The organism is Rhizobium sp. Rhizsp82 (assembly GCF_047325115.1).
Classification (GTDB): Bacteria; Pseudomonadota; Alphaproteobacteria; order Rhizobiales; family Rhizobiaceae; genus Rhizobium.
This window is the reverse complement of the sequence record NZ_CP168570.1, coordinates 2,271,536-2,287,447: the sequence shown is the minus strand read 5'-3', so window position 1 is coordinate 2,287,447 and position 15,912 is coordinate 2,271,536. Positions and strand designations below refer to the sequence as shown.

At 62.5% G+C, this 15,912-nt stretch carries 19 protein-coding genes; 13 read left to right on the top strand and 6 right to left on the bottom strand.

Annotated features, from left to right (window positions below; all coding sequences use genetic code 11):
- Positions 1 to 67: 67 nt before the first annotated feature.
- Positions 68 to 496, bottom strand: coding sequence for a CoA-binding protein (locus ACEN84_RS16165; protein WP_112718710.1), 429 nt, complete (start codon positions 494 to 496; stop codon positions 68 to 70).
- A gap of 95 nt (positions 497 to 591) precedes the next feature.
- On the opposite strand from ACEN84_RS16165, the gene ACEN84_RS16160 reads away from it, so the two are divergent.
- Together ACEN84_RS16160 and ACEN84_RS16155 are read left to right on the top strand one after the other, a co-directional pair.
- Entirely contained in the window at positions 592 to 915 is a 324-nt protein-coding gene (locus tag ACEN84_RS16160; RefSeq protein ID WP_112718711.1) for a hypothetical protein, read from the top strand.
- 447 nt (positions 916 to 1,362) lie between these two features.
- On the top strand, positions 1,363 to 2,199 hold the full coding sequence (locus ACEN84_RS16155) for an EamA family transporter (protein ID WP_112718713.1): 837 nt from the start codon (positions 1,363 to 1,365) through the stop codon (positions 2,197 to 2,199).
- Here ACEN84_RS16155 and ACEN84_RS16150 read toward each other — a convergent pair whose 3' ends face one another.
- Positions 2,200 to 3,033: an enoyl-CoA hydratase gene (locus tag ACEN84_RS16150; protein ID WP_413709251.1), complete on the bottom strand. Its 834-nt coding sequence runs from the start codon at positions 3,031 to 3,033 to the stop codon at positions 2,200 to 2,202.
- A 74-nt stretch (positions 3,034 to 3,107) separates the two neighbouring features.
- Here ACEN84_RS16150 and ACEN84_RS16145 point away from each other — a divergent pair, with 74 nt between their 5' ends.
- The 3 genes from ACEN84_RS16145 to rpsI all read left to right on the top strand — a co-directional run bounded on the left by ACEN84_RS16145 (position 3,108) and on the right by rpsI (position 4,698).
- Positions 3,108 to 3,533, top strand: a complete 426-nt coding sequence (locus tag ACEN84_RS16145) for a PaaI family thioesterase (protein WP_413709250.1) — start codon at positions 3,108 to 3,110, stop codon at positions 3,531 to 3,533.
- A 230-nt stretch (positions 3,534 to 3,763) separates the two neighbouring features.
- A complete protein-coding gene (gene rplM, locus ACEN84_RS16140) occupies positions 3,764 to 4,228 on the top strand; it encodes a 50S ribosomal protein L13 (protein ID WP_112718718.1) in 465 nt (154 codons plus the stop codon).
- 2 nt (positions 4,229 to 4,230) lie between these two features.
- Positions 4,231 to 4,698 carry a 30S ribosomal protein S9 gene (rpsI, locus tag ACEN84_RS16135; protein ID WP_112718719.1) on the top strand — a complete coding sequence of 156 codons (468 nt, stop codon included), beginning with the start codon at positions 4,231 to 4,233 and terminating at the stop codon, positions 4,696 to 4,698.
- 63 nt (positions 4,699 to 4,761) lie between these two features.
- Here rpsI and ACEN84_RS16130 read toward each other — a convergent pair whose 3' ends face one another.
- Complete coding sequence (locus ACEN84_RS16130) at positions 4,762 to 5,139, bottom strand: VOC family protein (RefSeq protein ID WP_413711317.1); 378 nt, start codon at positions 5,137 to 5,139, stop codon at positions 4,762 to 4,764.
- Between the two features lie 279 nt (positions 5,140 to 5,418).
- On the opposite strand from ACEN84_RS16130, the gene cml reads away from it, so the two are divergent.
- The 6 genes from cml to ACEN84_RS16100 all read left to right on the top strand — a co-directional run bounded on the left by cml (position 5,419) and on the right by ACEN84_RS16100 (position 10,314).
- Positions 5,419 to 6,597, top strand: a complete 1,179-nt coding sequence (gene cml / locus ACEN84_RS16125) for a CmlA/FloR family chloramphenicol efflux MFS transporter (protein WP_413709249.1) — start codon at positions 5,419 to 5,421, stop codon at positions 6,595 to 6,597.
- 90 nt (positions 6,598 to 6,687) lie between these two features.
- The gene (locus ACEN84_RS16120; RefSeq protein ID WP_413709248.1) at positions 6,688 to 7,050 is read left to right on the top strand and encodes an antibiotic biosynthesis monooxygenase family protein; all 363 of its coding nucleotides are present in this window, start codon (positions 6,688 to 6,690) and stop codon (positions 7,048 to 7,050) included.
- Between the two features lie 84 nt (positions 7,051 to 7,134).
- Positions 7,135 to 7,497 (top strand): antibiotic biosynthesis monooxygenase family protein, encoded by a 363-nt coding sequence (locus ACEN84_RS16115; RefSeq protein WP_413709247.1) that lies wholly within the window; start codon positions 7,135 to 7,137, stop codon positions 7,495 to 7,497.
- 1 nt (position 7,498) lies between these two features.
- Positions 7,499 to 8,452, top strand: a complete 954-nt coding sequence (speB, locus tag ACEN84_RS16110; protein ID WP_112718723.1) for an agmatinase — start codon at positions 7,499 to 7,501, stop codon at positions 8,450 to 8,452.
- Between the two features lie 80 nt (positions 8,453 to 8,532).
- Positions 8,533 to 9,456: an N-acetyl-gamma-glutamyl-phosphate reductase gene (argC, locus tag ACEN84_RS16105; protein WP_413709246.1), complete on the top strand. Its 924-nt coding sequence runs from the start codon at positions 8,533 to 8,535 to the stop codon at positions 9,454 to 9,456.
- A gap of 66 nt (positions 9,457 to 9,522) precedes the next feature.
- On the top strand, positions 9,523 to 10,314 hold the full coding sequence (locus tag ACEN84_RS16100; protein WP_199628776.1) for a sulfite exporter TauE/SafE family protein: 792 nt from the start codon (positions 9,523 to 9,525) through the stop codon (positions 10,312 to 10,314).
- On the opposite strand, the gene ACEN84_RS16095 is transcribed toward ACEN84_RS16100, so the two are convergent.
- Together ACEN84_RS16095 and ACEN84_RS16090 are read right to left on the bottom strand one after the other, a co-directional pair.
- On the bottom strand, positions 10,311 to 10,718 hold the full coding sequence (locus ACEN84_RS16095; protein WP_413709245.1) for a DoxX family protein: 408 nt from the start codon (positions 10,716 to 10,718) through the stop codon (positions 10,311 to 10,313). The genes ACEN84_RS16100 and ACEN84_RS16095 overlap by 4 nt on opposite strands.
- Positions 10,719 to 10,877: 159 nt before the next feature.
- Positions 10,878 to 11,981 carry a COX15/CtaA family protein gene (locus ACEN84_RS16090; RefSeq protein ID WP_413709244.1) on the bottom strand — a complete coding sequence of 368 codons (1,104 nt, stop codon included), beginning with the start codon at positions 11,979 to 11,981 and terminating at the stop codon, positions 10,878 to 10,880.
- Positions 11,982 to 12,097: 116 nt separating this feature from the next.
- On the opposite strand from ACEN84_RS16090, the gene ACEN84_RS16085 reads away from it, so the two are divergent.
- A complete protein-coding gene (locus ACEN84_RS16085) occupies positions 12,098 to 12,307 on the top strand; it encodes a DUF2842 domain-containing protein (protein WP_112718728.1) in 210 nt (69 codons plus the stop codon).
- Between the two features lie 119 nt (positions 12,308 to 12,426).
- Positions 12,427 to 13,665 (top strand): GNAT family N-acetyltransferase, encoded by a 1,239-nt coding sequence (locus ACEN84_RS16080; protein WP_413709243.1) that lies wholly within the window; start codon positions 12,427 to 12,429, stop codon positions 13,663 to 13,665.
- Positions 13,666 to 13,670: 5 nt separating this feature from the next.
- On the opposite strand, the gene ACEN84_RS16075 is transcribed toward ACEN84_RS16080, so the two are convergent.
- Positions 13,671 to 15,818 (bottom strand): GumC family protein, encoded by a 2,148-nt coding sequence (locus ACEN84_RS16075; RefSeq protein WP_413709242.1) that lies wholly within the window; start codon positions 15,816 to 15,818, stop codon positions 13,671 to 13,673.
- Between the last annotated feature and the right edge of the window lie 94 nt (positions 15,819 to 15,912).

Genomic DNA, 15,912 nt, shown 5'->3' with positions numbered 1-15,912 from the left:
CCAAGGCGCAGCAAATGTTAATCGCCTGCCGTTTCAACCAACGGAAGAAACGTGGAAAATCCGTTCGCTATCCCGCAAGCCGCGGAATTTCGATTGCCGGGCAGCGGTCCATGACCACCTTGATGCCGCCGGCTTCGGCGCGCCGGGCCGCATCGTCATCACGCACGCCAAGTTGCGCCCAGATGACCCGCGGACGGACGGCGAGCGCCAGCGTCTCGGTCACCACTTCCTGCAGATATTCCGAAGCGCGGAACACATCGATCATATCGACCGGCACCGGTATGTCCTCCAGTTTGCCGTAGACCAGCTGGCCGTGAATCTGCTTGCCCGCCTGGCCGGGATTGACCGGGATCACCTGGTAGCCGCGCGAGAGCAGATATCCCATCACGCCATTGCTTGGCCGCGCCGGGTTTGGCGAGGCGCCGGTGAGAGCGATCGTCCGCACCGAATTCAGAATGTCGGCAATATAGCTGTCGCTGTAGTGATCGTGATCCATTGGCCCGTCCCCCGTCGGCATTTTTCCACCCAGTTGAAACCTGCAGTTATTTGGAGCGTATATATAGCCATAGGGTTCCCAAGGAGGAATGGCCCATGAAAAAACTTGCGCTCACGCTCGCCATCGTTCTGGTGGCATCTCCGTCTTTCGCGATCTCCCGTCTCAACCCGCTGGCGATGAGCTGCGCCAGTGCCCGGGCGGCGGTGCATAACCAGGGCGCGGTGATCTTCCGCTGGACCTCGCCGCGCGGCCTGCCACTCTACGACCGTTTCGTGCGCAACAGCCGCTATTGTGACGCCAACCAATATGCCGAGTGGAAAAACATACCGACTCGCGACGATCGCTCCTGCCCGGTGCTCAATTGCCAGAACATAGACAATCTGGACGGGAATTTCCTGATTCCAGACAATTCATTGTGACGTATCGGGGCGTGTGAGAAACCGCTCTCACCCGGGAATGCCGGGCGCTGCATTTCGCGCATTTGCGAGGCGATTGCGACGAAATGCAGCCTATAGGAGCACAATTTTCACGATGCCAGAGTAATAGAATAATCTCTATATTTCAGCAGGATAACCAGTTGGTGAATAGATCGGGATGCAGATGTTCCACTTCCGTTTCATCTTTAAGCCAGCTTCGTTCACGCATATATTAGAAACACCTCACAGTTGAGTTCGGCGAATCGGAATAAACGCATTAGGAGTGCTCGCAAAACGGGTCCATGCAAAGTCCCGTCTTTCGATTCCGCGAGGCTCAAACAACCGATAAACGTGCCGTCAGGTTGCAAAATATGACAGGCGCATTGCTTTTTGCCCGGCCGGGGCTCATACCGCTGCAGCAGTCTCGCCCCACCGTTTCCGGTCTCGATCGTGCCCCTCGACGTCATTCTTCTGGTTCTCTTCGGCGCTCTTCTCCACGCGACATGGAACGCCATCATCAAGGCCGGCGTCGACAAGTCGCTGGATGCGGCACTGGTATCGGCGGGCGGCGCGGTCTCGGCCCTTCCCTTCCTCGCCTTCCTGCCGCTGCCCAATGCGGCGGCATGGCCGTTCATCGGCTGCTCGGCGATCCTGCAGTTCGCTTATTTCCAGCTGGTGGCCGGCGCCTACAGGGCGGGTGATATCGGGCTCGTCTATCCCTTGATGCGCGGCTGCGCGCCGCTCCTGATTGCCGCGACCAGCAGTTTCGTGCTTGGCGAAACGCTGACCGGTGGCGCCTTGATCGGCACGATGACGATCTGCGCCGGCATTCTGACACTCGCCTTCGAGGCCCGGCACGGCAGCCGCCACGCGATCATGCTGGCGCTGATCAATGCCTGCGTTATTGCCACCTATACCTATGTCGACGGAATCGGCGCCCGGCTTTCCGGCAATGCGATTTCCTATACGCTGTGGATGTCGCTGCTGCCGCCGGTGCTGCTGTTTGCCTGGGCGATCTCGCGCCGCGGCGCCCGCGTCGTCGCCATCCATGTCCGGGTGCACTGGTGGCGAGGTTTGATCGGCGGCGCAGGCTCGATCGCTTCCTACGGTTTCGCACTCTGGGCGATGACCAAGGCGCCGGTCGCCACCGTCGCGGCACTGCGCGAAACCTCGATCCTCTTCGCGCTGATCATCTCAGTGCTGGTGCTGAAAGAGCGCGCCAGCCCCTGGCGCTACCTCGCAGGCGTCATCATCGCCGCGGGCGGGTTGATATTGAAACTTGGCTGATCACTCCTCCGGCCAGACCGGCATGCGCTTGCCGAGGAATGCGCCGATCCCCTCTTCGGCATCGGCCGTCAGCATGCTGTCGACCATGGTTTCGGCGGCGAAGGTGTAGGCTTCCTCGATCGGCATTTCGAGCTGGCGATAGAAGGCTTCCTTGCCGATGCGGATGGCTTCCGGTGATTTCGAGGCGATGACGGAGGCGTATTTCGTCACCACCTGCGTCAGATACTGCTTCGGCACGATGCGGTTGACGAGGCCGAAATCCTTGGCGGTCGAGGCGTCGATGGTTTCGCCGGTCAACAGCATTTCCATCGCCTGCTTGCGATGCGCGGCGCGCGATACGGCAACCATCGGCGTCGAGCAGAACAAGCCGATATTGACGCCGGGCGTGCAGAAGGTCGCGGTGTCGGTGCAGATCGCCAGATCGCAGGAAGCGACCAGCTGGCAGCCTGCGGCCGTCGCCAGGCCGTCGATCTCGGCGATGACGGGCTTCGGCAGACGGGCGATCTCCAGCATCAGGTCGGCCGCCAGCGCAAAGCTCTCCTCGAAAAAGGCGACGCCATCGTCGGTATCGGCGCGGTGCGCGGTCAGTTCCTTCAGGTCATGCCCGGCAGAGAAGACGTTGCCGGTCGAGGCGATAATGACGACGCGGACGGCGGAGTCTTCGCCAGCGGCCTGGAGTTCGCCCATCAGCGTTTCCATGACGGCGATCGACAGGGCGTTGGCTGGCGGATTGTTCAAGGTCAGCCTGAGAACGCCGTCATTCAACTGGCGCAGCACCAGCGCGCCCTCGCCCGCCTTGTCTGGATCTTTCCGGAAGGAAACGACTTCGGCCATTGGTCTAACTCCCTGCATGTGTCTTTCGTGCTAGATGTTCTGCCACAGCCAGCCGGCAATTTCGAGGAGAAGCGATGCAACCAGTCATGACGATCGACGAGGTCCACCGTTTTCTGGAGACGGACTTTCCGCAGATCCACACGGACGGACGCGTGCTGGAGGTGGTCGATATCGCGCCCGGCAGGGCCTCGATGCGGCTCGATCCCTCAGAACGGCATCTGCGGCCGGGCGGCACGGTTTCCGGCCCGGCGCTTTTCACGCTGGCGGATGTCACCGCCTATGTCGCCGTGCTCGCGCATATCGGCCCGGTGGCGCTTGCCGTCACCACAAATCTCAACATCAATTTCCTCCGATTGCCGAAGCCGGAGCCGACCTTCTGCACCTGCCGGATTCTCAAGCTCGGCAAGCGTCTGGCGGTGATCGACGCTTCGATCTTTCAGCGCGATGAGAGCGAATTGATCGCGCAGGCCACCGCCACCTACTCGATTCCGCCGCGATAAATATGAGGTATCATAATACCATATACTTATCGTATTGATTTTGCTTATCTATTTTTTCGATCTCCCAGTTTCGCGATATTGACCGCAGAAGGCATTGCCTCTATACACACCGCCAGAAACGCAGCCTTTCCGGGCTGCTTTCTTTTTGGTGCGTCCCAGGACCACTAAACCAAGCAACAAGAAACGCCCTTCGCCTTCGGGCACAAGGGATCCAAAAGAGAGTAACTACTATGGCAACTTTCTCCCAGAAGCCTGCAGAGGTGGAGAAGAAGTGGGTCATCATCGACGCCGAAGGGCTTGTCGTTGGCCGTCTCGCTTCCATCATCGCTATGCGCCTGCGCGGCAAGCACAAGGCAACCTTCACGCCCCACGTTGACGACGGCGACAACGTCATCGTCATCAATGCCGACAAGGTCGTATTCACCGGCAAGAAGTATTCCGACAAGGTTTACTACTGGCACACGGGTTACGCCGGCGGCATCAAGGAGCGTACCGCTCGCCAGATCATCGAAGGCCGCTTCCCGGAGCGCGTTCTCGAGAAGGCCGTTGAGCGCATGGTTCCGCGTGGCCCGCTCGGCCGTCGCCAGATGAAGAACCTCCGCGTTTACGCTGGTTCCAACCATCCCCATGAAGCACAGCAGCCGACCGTCCTCGACGTATCCAAGCTGAACAAGAAGAACGTAAGGAGCGCCTAAGAATGGCTGACCTCTCCTCCCTGAAGGATCTCGGCACGTCCGCTGAAGCAGCTGCTCCGGTTCACGTCCGCAAGGTCGACTCGCTTGGCCGTTCCTACGCGACCGGCAAGCGTAAGGACGCCGTAGCCCGCGTTTGGGTCAAGGCCGGCTCCGGCAAGATCATCGTCAACGGCAAGGACTTCACGGCATACTTCGCCCGTCCGGTTCTGCAGATGATCCTGCGTCAGCCGATCGTCGCTGCTGCCCGTGACGGCCAGTTCGACATCATCGCAACGGTTGCAGGCGGCGGTCTTTCCGGCCAGGCCGGTGCCGTTCGTCACGGTCTGTCCAAGGCTCTCACCTACTTCGAACCGGGCCTGCGCTCGGTCCTGAAGAAGGGTGGCTTCCTGACCCGCGACAGCCGCGTCGTCGAGCGTAAGAAGTACGGTAAGGCCAAGGCCCGCCGTTCGTTCCAGTTCTCGAAGCGCTAATCGCTTTTCTGGATATGCTTTTTGGAAAGGCCGGGTGCAAACCCGGCCTTTTCTTATTGGCCCCTATTCCTCCTTGTGAAAGAACGCCTCTAGCCGGTAGCCATCGGGGTCGATGATGAAGGCGGCGTAGTAGAACTGGCCGTAATCCGGGCGGATGCCGGGAGCACCGTTGTCTTCGCCGCCATTGGCAATGCCGGCGGCGTGGAAGGCGTTGACGGATTCCTCGCTGGGCGCGGTGAAGCAGAAGTGCAGACCGGATCGGCGGTCGGCCGGGACCGGGCGCTCGACCTGGCTCACCCAGAAGGCCGGGCCATCGGCACCGTAGCCGACCGTTCCGTCGAAATTCGACAGCCGCTCATAGCCGAGCGGTGCAAGCAGCGCATCATAGAAGCGGCGCGAGCGCTCCAGATCCTTCACCCCAATCGATACGTGATCGAACATGCCCATGTGCGCCTCCTTGTCCGTTTCCGCAAACTTCATGGAAGCGATTGCCGAAGTCAACGCGGCATTCGGCAGCCTTGGCTTGCTCGATAAGGGACCGGCTGTTAAACCGGGATGAGGTTTTCAACCGGACAAGACAGGACCTGACATGGGAGCCACCCCGTCCGCAGACAGATAGGCCGCAGCGACCCTTGATGTTGTTGCGGCGTCTGTCCCGTCAATCCAGACCGATGAGAAGGCAGATCGCCGTCGAATGAACGTTCGAACGGATGAAGACACATGCCTTTTCGAAACAGAGACTGGACATACCCCCTCCCCGTGGCGCTGCTTCTGCTTGCGCCCTTCGATATCCTGGCTTCGCTTGCCATGGATATCTATCTGCCCGTCGTGCCGGAGATGCCGGCAGCGCTCGGCACATCGGCCACCGTCATCCAGCTGACGCTCAGCCTCTACATGCTGATGCTCGGCGCCGGACAGCTGCTCTTCGGCCCGCTCTCGGACCGTATCGGCAGACGGCCAGTGCTGCTCGGCGGCGCGCTGCTCTTTGCCGGTTCGTCGCTGATACTGGCCGCCACCTCCTCCGCGCCGCTCTTCGTCGTCTTCAGGCTGCTGCAGGCCGTGGGGGCATCGGCGGCGCTGGTCGCGACATTCGCCACTGTGCGGGACGTCTATGCAGCGCGGCCTGAAGGCGCCGTCATTTATAGCCTGCTCGGCGCCATCCTCTCCTTCGTCCCGGCTCTCGGGCCGATTGCCGGTGCGCTGATCGCCGGCCATTTCGGATGGCGGGCGATCTTCATGCTGCTTGGCGCGCTGATGCTGACGGCGATGATCGCGGCCCTCGCACGATGGCACGAGACCCGGCCGGAGACGGCGGCAGCCGGCGCGATCGGTATCGGTACGATCCTCAGAAGCGGTGCCTTCTGGACCTATACGGTCGGCTTCAGCGCGGCGATGGGGTCGTTCTTCGTGTTCTTCTCCACCGCGGCCCGGGTGCTGATCGAAAGGGCCGGTTTCTCGCAGATGGCTTTCAGCCTCTCGTTTGCGACATCGGCGATGGTGATGATCGTTGCCGCCCGCTTTGCCGGGCGCTTCGTCAAGCGCTGGGGAACAGCGGGCAGCCTGGCGCGGGGCATGGGGCTGCTCATTCTCGGCGCGATGCTGCTCGGCTTCGGCGAACTCTGTCTCGCGCCGTCCTTCGTCAGCTTCATCCTGCCGATGTGGATCATCTCGCTCGGCATCGTCCTGACGACGGCGGTGACGGCGAATGGGGCGCTGGCCGATTTCGGCGACAGGGCGGGAATGGCGGTAGCGCTCTATTTCTGCATCCAGAGCCTGATCGTTGCCTGCGCCGGGACGGTCTTCGTGCTCGCTCTTAGCGGCGATACGGCCTGGCCGCTTGCGGGCTTCTGCACCGTCTCGGCTGCGGTGACGCTGCTTGCGCTCCGGCGCCTCAAGTAAGAGACGACGCGATGGCGGCGGCCCGCCTGCCGCCATCGCTTGCAATCAGCGACATGCTGGCCTAGGCCTCTGTGCAAAAGAGGAATTGCCATGTCCAGCCAGCCCTCACCCTTCGCCGAAACGCCAGAGCCGCCCTATTACGTCGTGACCTTTTCATCGACGCGAACCGAGGGCGATCATGGCTATGGCGCCATGGCCGACCGGATGGCCGAGCTTGCGTTGCAGCAGCCGGGTTGTCTTGGCGCCGAGAGCGCCCGCGATGCCGGCGGCTTCGGCATCACCAATTCCTATTGGGCCGATGAGGAGAGCCTGAAGGCCTGGAAGCAGGTCGCGAGCCATCTTGCCGCCCAGCGCATCGGCCGCGACCGCTGGTACAAGCAATACAAAGTTCGCATTGCGCGGGTAGAACGGGCCTATGAATTCACCGCCTCTGATGACGGCGAGCAAGCCTGAGATCGGCGGACAGCCGTCGCCCGGAGCCTTCGCTTGCAATCGGCGGCGTCCTCGCCTAGGCCTTTCTTCCGAAGAGGAATTGCCATGTCCAGCCAGCCCTCACCCTTCGCAGAGACTCCGGAACCGCCCTATTACGTGGTGACCTTTTCGTCGCAGCGCACGGGCGAGGAAAGCGGCTATCTGGAAACGGGCGGCGCGATGGTGGAACTCGCGCAGCAGCAGCCGGGCTATCTCGGTTTCGAAAGCGCGCGGACCGCCAGCGGCTTCGGCATCATCAATTCCTACTGGAAGGACGAGGCGAGCATTCTCGCCTGGAAAGCGGTCGTCGACCATGTCGAGGCGCAGCGCCGCGGCCGGTCCGACTGGTATTCACGCTATGAAATTCGCGTCGCGCTGGTGCAGCGCGCCTATGGCTTCGACAAGACTGCCGCGACAAAGGGAGATTAACTTGGCCAATAAGACCATCGACCACGCCTTTACGGCTAAGAGCCTGACCTCTGCCGCCAGCGACCCGACATTTGCGGGCGCGCTCTCCTTCATGCGCCGCCGCTTCACCAAGGATCTGAAGGGCGTCGATGTCGCCGTATGGGGCGTGCCCTTCGATGCCGCGGTCTCCAATCGGCCGGGCACGCGGTTCGGGCCGCAGGCGATCCGCCGGGCGTCGGCGATCTTCGACAACGATCCTCAATATCCGTTCAACCGCGATCTCTTCGCCGACATGGCAGTCATCGATTACGGCGACTGCCTGCTCGACTACGGCAATCACCAGGAGACCCCTGCGGCGATCGAGCGTCAGGCGACCACGATCCTCGACAGTGGCGCCTTCATGCTGACGCTCGGCGGCGACCATTACGTCACCTGGCCGATCCTCAAGGCGCATGCCGCCAAGCACGGGCCGCTGGCGCTGGTGCAGTTCGATGCGCATCAGGATACCTGGCTCGACGACGCCGGGCGCATCGACCACGGTTCCTTCGTTGCCCGCGCGGCGCGCGACGGCATCATCGACCCGGATCGCTCGATCCAGATCGGTATCCGCACGCATGCGCCTGACGATTGCGGCATCCAGATCCTCTACGGCCATCAGGTCGAGGAGATGAGTGCGGGCGAGATCGCCTCGACGATCATCTCGCATACGAAGGGGGCGCCGGCCTACCTGACCTTCGACATCGACTGCCTCGATCCGGCCTTTGCGCCAGGTACCGGCACGCCGGTCGCCGGCGGCCCGTCGAGCGCCAAGATCCTGTCGGTGCTGCAGCGGCTGCATCAGCTCGATATCCGGGGCGCCGACGTCGTCGAGGTCTCGCCGCCCTACGATCACGCCGACGTCACCGCCATTGCGGGGGCGACGGTCGCGATGTATATGCTGGGCCTTCACGCCGAAAGGCGCGCGGCCGCCAAGTGACGGCTGTTATCAAACTGATTCAACTTCATGGCAAACTGATTCCGAAAGAACCCGGAACCTATTGAAAGCGCAGGATTATCATGGCAGCGAAGATATTCATCGATGGCGAAGCTGGTACGACGGGTCTGCAGATCCGTGAGCGCCTGGCTGGCCGCCGCGATATCGAGCTGCTGTCGATCCCGACCGAAAGCCGCAAGGACAAAGCGGTTCGCGCCGAACTTCTGAACAAGGCCGACGTCGCGATCCTCTGCCTGCCTGACGATGCGGCCAAGGAAAGCGTCAGCCTGATCGAGAACGACACGACCAAGGTGATCGACGCCTCGACGGCGCATCGCGTCGCCGAAGGCTGGGCCTATGGCTTTGCCGAACTCAGCAAGGATCAGGCAGGCGTCATCGCCTCGGCCAAGCGCGTCGCCAATCCGGGCTGCTGGCCGCAGGGCCCGATCGCGACGCTACGTCCGCTAATCGAAGGCGGCCTGCTGCCTGCCGATTTCCCGGTGACCGTCAACGGCATCTCGGGCTATAGCGGCGGCGGCCGCACGATGATCGAAGACTATGTCGAGAAGGGCGAGGACGCGCCGGAGTACATGCCCTACGGCCTTGGCTTCAAGCACAAGCACCTGCCGGAGCTGCAGCACTATGCCAAGCTCGGCCGCGTGCCGTTCTTCCAGCCTGTCGTCGGCAATTTCGCGCAGGGCATGGTCGTCACCGTGCCGCTGCAGCTGTCGCACCTGCCGAAGGTGCCGACCGGCGCTGAAATCCACGCCGCGATCGCCGACTATTTCGCCGGCATCAAGGGCGTCGTCGAAGTCGCGCCGTTCGAGAGCACCGAGCGCACCCCCGATCTCAACCCCGAGATCTACAACGACACCAACCGCATGCGCCTGCACGTCTTCGCCAACGATGCGAATGCGCAGGCCCTGCTGGTCGCCGTCTACGACAATCTCGGCAAGGGTGCCTCGGGTGCCGCCGTCCAGAACATGGACCTGATGATCGGCGCCTAAGCGTCACGCCTGATTTCCGGTGGCTGCATCCATGCGGCCGCCGGCAGCCCACTTCCGCAGGCAATCATGTCCGCCTCCCTCTCCTTCGACAGTTTCTCGTCCTGGCTGGTGTCAGCGCTTCCCGATCACGGCGTCTACGCATTGATCTTCTTTGCGCTGATCGCCGGGCTCGCTCGTGGCTTCTCGGGCTTCGGGGCCGCGCTGATCTTCATTCCGCTCGGCGGCGCGATCGTCGGGCCGAAGCTGATCTCGCCGGTGCTGCTGGTCATCGATGGATTGGCGACACTCGGGATGATCCCGGATGCCTGGCGCAATTCGAACCGGCGTGAGGTCTTCGTGATGATTGCGGGGGCGGCACTCGGTGTTCCCGCCGGAACGGCAGTGCTGACGCTAATGGACCCGTTGCTGCTGCGCTGGCTGATCTGTGCCGTCGCGATCTGCCTGCTGGCGCTCCTGGTTTCCGGCTGGCGCTACCACGGCGAGCCGTCTGCGCCGCTGAGCTCAGGCGTTGGCCTGCTGGCCGGGCTCTTCAGCGGGGCCGCCCAGCTCGGTGGGCCGCCGGTGGTTGCCTATTGGCTCGGCGGCAAGAGCGACTTTCAGCGCGTGCGCGCCAATGTCATCTTCTACTTCTCGATCTCCACGATCTTGAGCACGATCAGCTATTATCTTGGCGGCCTTTTCGTCCAGGCCGTCTTCGCGCTGACGATCGTCATTCTTCCGGCCTATGCGGTCGGACTTTACGGAGGCTCGAAGCTGTTCGGGCTGGCGAAGGAAAGCACCTTCCGCCTGATCTGCTATCTCCTGATCGGAGCCTCCGCGATATTCGGTCTGCCCGTCCTCGACGGTATCCTGCGCTAGGCGGGCTGGCGAAGCAGGCCCATCTTGACGCTGAGCTTCTCGCCCGGGCCATGCGCGAAGGCGAAGAGCAGACCAGCCAGGAAGGTGAAGTGATCGACGAAGAAGCCGAACTCGGCCTGATTGCCTTCCCAGCGGTTCGGGCCGTGGAAGGCGAAGGCAAGAAAGATCACGTAGACGCCGGCAAGCAGCGCCGCTTCGCTGAAGAAGGCGCCGGTCAGAAACGCCACCGCAAGGCCGACTTCGAAGAAGGCCGCGACCCAGGCGAGGAACAGCGGGAACGGAAACCCTGCCGCGGCGATATAGCCCGCGGTCGCGCCCATATCCATGAACTTGAAGCTCGTCGCCATCAGGAACATCGCGCCGAAGATCAGTCTTGCGGCGAGAATTGCTGTTGTCTTTGCCATTATCCTACCCTCTTTCGTGGCCGCAGCCATTGCGGAACCATGCCACAAGGACGGGTGGGCGACAGCATTGCCGACAGGGAGGCGATATTTTTCTCACGGCATCAAAAGAGCCGCGGCGCATGGCACCGCGGCTTGAAGTGTTCGGGAATCTTCGGCACGTCAGCTGCGCTCGGCAATCACCGTCTGGCGGGTGAATTCGCCGTAGTAACCCCGCCAGTTGGCGATGGCGAAGCCGAAGACGACGAGTGCGCCGCCCTGGTGCAGCAGGCCCCAGTGCAGCGGCACATGCAGCAGCAGCGTGGTGATGCCGATCGCCGCCTGGATGGTTACCAGCGCGAAGAGCACGACGGCGCGGCGGGCATGGGTGGTCTGCGGCGCGGCGCGCAGCGCCATGATCATGTTGATCAGCGTCAGCGCGAAGAGCGTGTAGGCACCGATGCGGTGGATGAACTGCACGGTCTTCGGGTTCTCGAAGAAATTGATCCAGGCCGGCTGCTGGATCAGCAGGTCGCCGGGAACGACAGAGCCATCCATCAGCGGCCAGGTATTGTAGGTGAAACCGGCATCGAGACCGGCCACGAGCGCGCCGAGATAGATCTGGAACAGCGCGAAGATGGCGATAACAGCGGCCCAGGTCTTGGAGCTAGAGGCCGGCGCCGCTTCATTGGAATGCGGCGAGAGACCGCGCATGATCCACATGCAGGAGGCAAAGATCAGGCAGGCCATGACGAGGTGGGTCGCCAGGCGGTACTGGCTGACATCGGTGCGCACCGCAAGACCCGAGGAGACCATCCACCAGCCAATGAAGCCCTGGAGACCGCCGAGCGCCAGAATACCCGCCAGCGGCCAGCGCAGACGGCGCTCGACCTTGCCCGTGATCCAGAAATAGAGGAGCGGCAGCGCGAAGATGACACCGATGCCGCGGGCGATCAGGCGGTGGGCCCATTCCCACCAGAAGATGCCCTTGAACTGTTCGACCGTCATGTCGCTGTTTAACTGCTGGAACTCGGGAATACGCTGGTAGAGCTTGAATTCCTCATCCCATTCGGCCGCGTTCAGCGGCGGGATGACGCCGTGGATCGGCTTCCATTCGGTGATCGACAGGCCCGAATTGGTGAGACGCGTCGCGCCGCCGACAAGCACCAGACAGAAGAGCGCGAGCAGCACGAAACCCAGCCAGATGCGAATGGCGCGGCGGTTGCGGTCCTGCTTGCGGACTTCGCCCCGGATTGCATGCTCGGTGGTGATATCTGCGACGGCCATGATTGCTCCTTGTTATCGGCAGTTGATTTGCCCTAGCGGCTCATGCAAAACAAGCCCCGAACCTTTGCGGCATGCCGTCGCGCTGGTTCCATCCTGCAATCCGGAAGCCAAGACTGATGCCCGTTCGCCTGCGCAAATTCATCGGCACGATCCTGATCATCATCCTCGTGCTCGGCTATGCGCTGATCGCGAACACGATCGCGGTGGCGACGCTCGGCGAAGCTCCCTGGTGGGGCCATCTCCTCTATTTTGCGCTGACCGGCCTGATCTGGATCCTGCCCGCCATGCTGATCATCAAGTGGATGGCAGGCCCGAAGCAGCAATAGGCATTAACAGGCAGATAACCCTGATCTGCGGAAAACCCGCCTGTTTGGCTTGCGTTTAAACCCTCTCTAGGCCTTGGCCGCTATATCTTCCGGCACGCAATCTTGACCGGAGATCTCCCGTGCGGACGCAGAAGCTCGATGCCGACCACCAGCCGCTTGACGATGCAGGCAAGGCCGATGCCGGTATTTCCCGGCTGAGATCGGTCGGCGCGCAGCTGGCGATCGCCGATCTGGACATCACCGTCCATACAAAACTGGAGCCGTTGGAGAGCGACTGGCGGGCGCTTGAGAAAGATCCCCTCGCCTCGCTGCATCAGGGCTACGAGTGGTGCCGCTCCTGGGTGCGCGCCTATGACAGGCCGCTTGCCGTGCTCAAAGGCACCGCGCAGGGCAAGGCCGCCTTCATCCTGCCGATCGAGATCGAAAGCCGTCAGGGCGTGCGGATCGCCAAGTTCATCGGCGCCGATCACAGCAATATCAATACCGGCCTGTTCTCGGCCGCCTTCCTCGACGGCGCAGGCGGTCTCGATGCCGGTCGTTTCGCGGCGATCCTCAGAGAGGCGCTGCATGGCAAGGCCGATCTCCTCCTGCTGCAAAACATGCCGCTGGAATGGCGCGGGCGGGAAAACCCGCTGAAGCTGCTGCCGATGGTGCAGAACCAGAACCACGCCTATCAGCTACCGCTGCTCGAGAATTTCGAGGCGACGCTGAAGCAGCTGAACGCCAAGAGCCGCCGCAAGAAATTCCGCGTGCAGTCCAAGCGGCTGGAGGCAATCGGCGGCTTCGACTATATCGACGGCGGCTCGCCCGCCGAACAGCATGCGCTGCTCGACCTGTTCTTCAGGCAGAAGTCCGAGCGCTTCCGTTCGCTCGGTCTGCCCGACGTCTTTGCCGATGCCGCCACCAAGGCGTTCCTGCACGGGTTGATCGATATCCGCGATGGCAGCGACTATGGCCTGGAAATGCATGCGCTGCGGCTGAAGGGTGAATTCGACGGCAAGATTGCGGCCGTCTCGGGCATATCGCGCAAGGGCGATCACGTCATCTGCCAGTTCGGCGCGATCGACGAGAACCTCGTTCCGGATGCCAGCCCCGGCGAGTTCCTCTATTGGCAGATGATCTCCGGCCTGCAGAACAAGGGCGTCGCGCTCTTCGATTTCGGCCTTGGCGACCAGACCTACAAGCGCTCCTGGGCGCCCGTCGAGACCGACCATCATGACGTGGTTCTGCCGCTGTCGCTGAAGGGCCGGATTGCAGGGACGGCGCATCGCGCCATCACCCGCAGCAAGGCCTATATCAAGGCGCGGCCGGGCTTTTACAGAACAGCCCAGCGCCTGCGCGCCAAGATCGGCATCTGACCGCCTCAGGCGGCGCGGCGGGTAAGATCGGGCTCGGCGCTTTCGCCGCCCGACATCAGCACGACGCGCTGGTAACCGGCCTTTTCGAACTCGGTCATGGCGGTCACGAACTCGTCTTCCAGCACTTCCGGCATCGACAGGATGATCTCGACATCCTTGCTGCGCGTCAGCCGCGACACGCCGGCGACATCGGCCGCGCCGCATTCGACGACGACGATATCGTAAGCCGACATCAGGGCATCGAGCAGCAGCGACAGGCGGTCTGCACCGCGCATCGCCTTGCGCACATCGCTGGTGCCCTGCGGGATGAGATGCGCATCGGAGGCGCGGTCGCCGTGGATCGTGTCGCCGAAGGCAGCTTCGCCGCAAAGCAGGTCGGTAACGCCAGGCGCTTCCAGGTCTTCGGCCATCATTGCCGTCGGATAGCCGGAGCCGGTCATGTCAACGAGGATGGCGCGCTGTCCGGAGGCGGCGAGCCTGCGGGCAAGCGCAACGGTGGCCGCGGAACCATCATCACCGGTCGGTGAAATGGCGATCGCCAGCGGAGCACGGCTACCGGTGAGATAATCGGCAACGGAGCCGATCGAGAATTCATTCTCCTCGACAGCTTCGACGGCGACGGCGGGCTCTTCGGTTTCAGGTTCTTCTGCCGGGGCAGAGAGCATGCTGGGGGCCACGGTGCGTTTCGTCTTTGCGGGAGCGGCAACGATAACCGTTTCCTCTTCCTCGATACGGGCAACCGGCAGGGCGGGACCAACAGGACGCAACGCACGGCCGCTGAAGAGCTCGGCGAGCATGATGACGATCGAGGTGATGATCAGCGTTGCGAAAGCGGCGACGATGACGATCGGGACGACCTTCGGGAAATAGGGATCGACCGGCTGGATCGCCTTGGAGACGACGCGGGCATCGGCCGGGCTGGAGTTGCTGTCGGCACGCGATGCGGCTTCGCGGTAGCGCACCAGATAGGTTTCGAGAAGCTGGCGCTGGGCATTGGCTTCGCGCTGCAGGGCGTTCAGGCCGACTTCGTCTTCGCCGGCCTTGGCGCTGTTCTGCTGCAGGGCGCCGGACTGGCGCTCGAGCTCGGTGGCGCGCAGATCGGCAACCTTGGACTCGTTCTCGATGCTGGTCAGGATTTTCTGCGTTTCGGCGCGGATCTGCGTCTTGATGTCGGCGAGCTGGGCGCGGAGGCTGCGCAGGCGCGGATGGTTGTTGAGCAGCGAGGTGCTGAGATCGGAGATCTGCGACTGCAGGCCGGACTCGGTACCCTTCAGGCGCTGCATCGACTGCGAATTCATGATGTCGGGCAGCGTGTCGGAGGCTTCGCCGGAGGACAGCGCGTTACGCACGGCCTGGGCGCGGGCTTCGGCATTGGCCTTCTCGCCGCGCACCCGGGTCAGTTCGGCGGAAATGTCGTTCAGCTGCTGCGTCGGGAAGTTGCTGCCGCCATTGGTCGGCAACAGGCCGTGCTGAGCGCGGTATTCGGCGACCTTCTGCTCGGCGTCATTGACCTTCTGGCGCAGGCTTTCGATTTCAGGCTCCAGCCAGCGGGTCGCTTCCGAATTGGAGGCGAGCTTGGCGCCGCTCTGGGTAGCGAGATAGACCGATGCCATCGCATTCGGAATGCGGGCGGCGAGCTTCGGATCCTTGGAGGTGAAGTTGATGCCGATGACGCGCGAGCCCGGGACCTGGAAGACCTGGAGGCGCTCGGTGAAGGCATCGATGACGCGCTCTTCAGGCGGGTTTTCAGCCGGGTTCTTCTTCAGATGCAGGGCAACGAGGATATCCGTCAGCGCCGAGCCGTTAGCGGCCTCGTCGAATTCCGGGAGCTCGTAGAGCTTCTCGCTGTTGATGACCTTCTTGATAAGGTCGGCAGACTGCAGCAGCTGCACCTGGCTCGCGATATTCAGCTCGTCGAGCAGCGGGCCGGCCGTGGCGTCGGATGTCTGGGTATTGGCGAAGGCCGGTGCACGCTGCTCGATCAGCAGGCGCGTCTCGCCGCGATATTTCGGCGCGATCATCTTGGCGCCGGCGAAGGCAACCCCTGCCCCGATCAGCGTGATCGCAACGACCTTGAGCCGCCGTTCCCATACGGCACGGACAAGCTGGCCAAGATCGATGTCGACATCCTGATTTCCCGATACGCCGGACATACTCGCACTCCAAGAACAAAGGTGCCGCGAAGCGTAAACGACTATAGTAACCCAAGCGTTAATTGCCCCGCCCTCAAGTAAGAGGCGGAAGAAT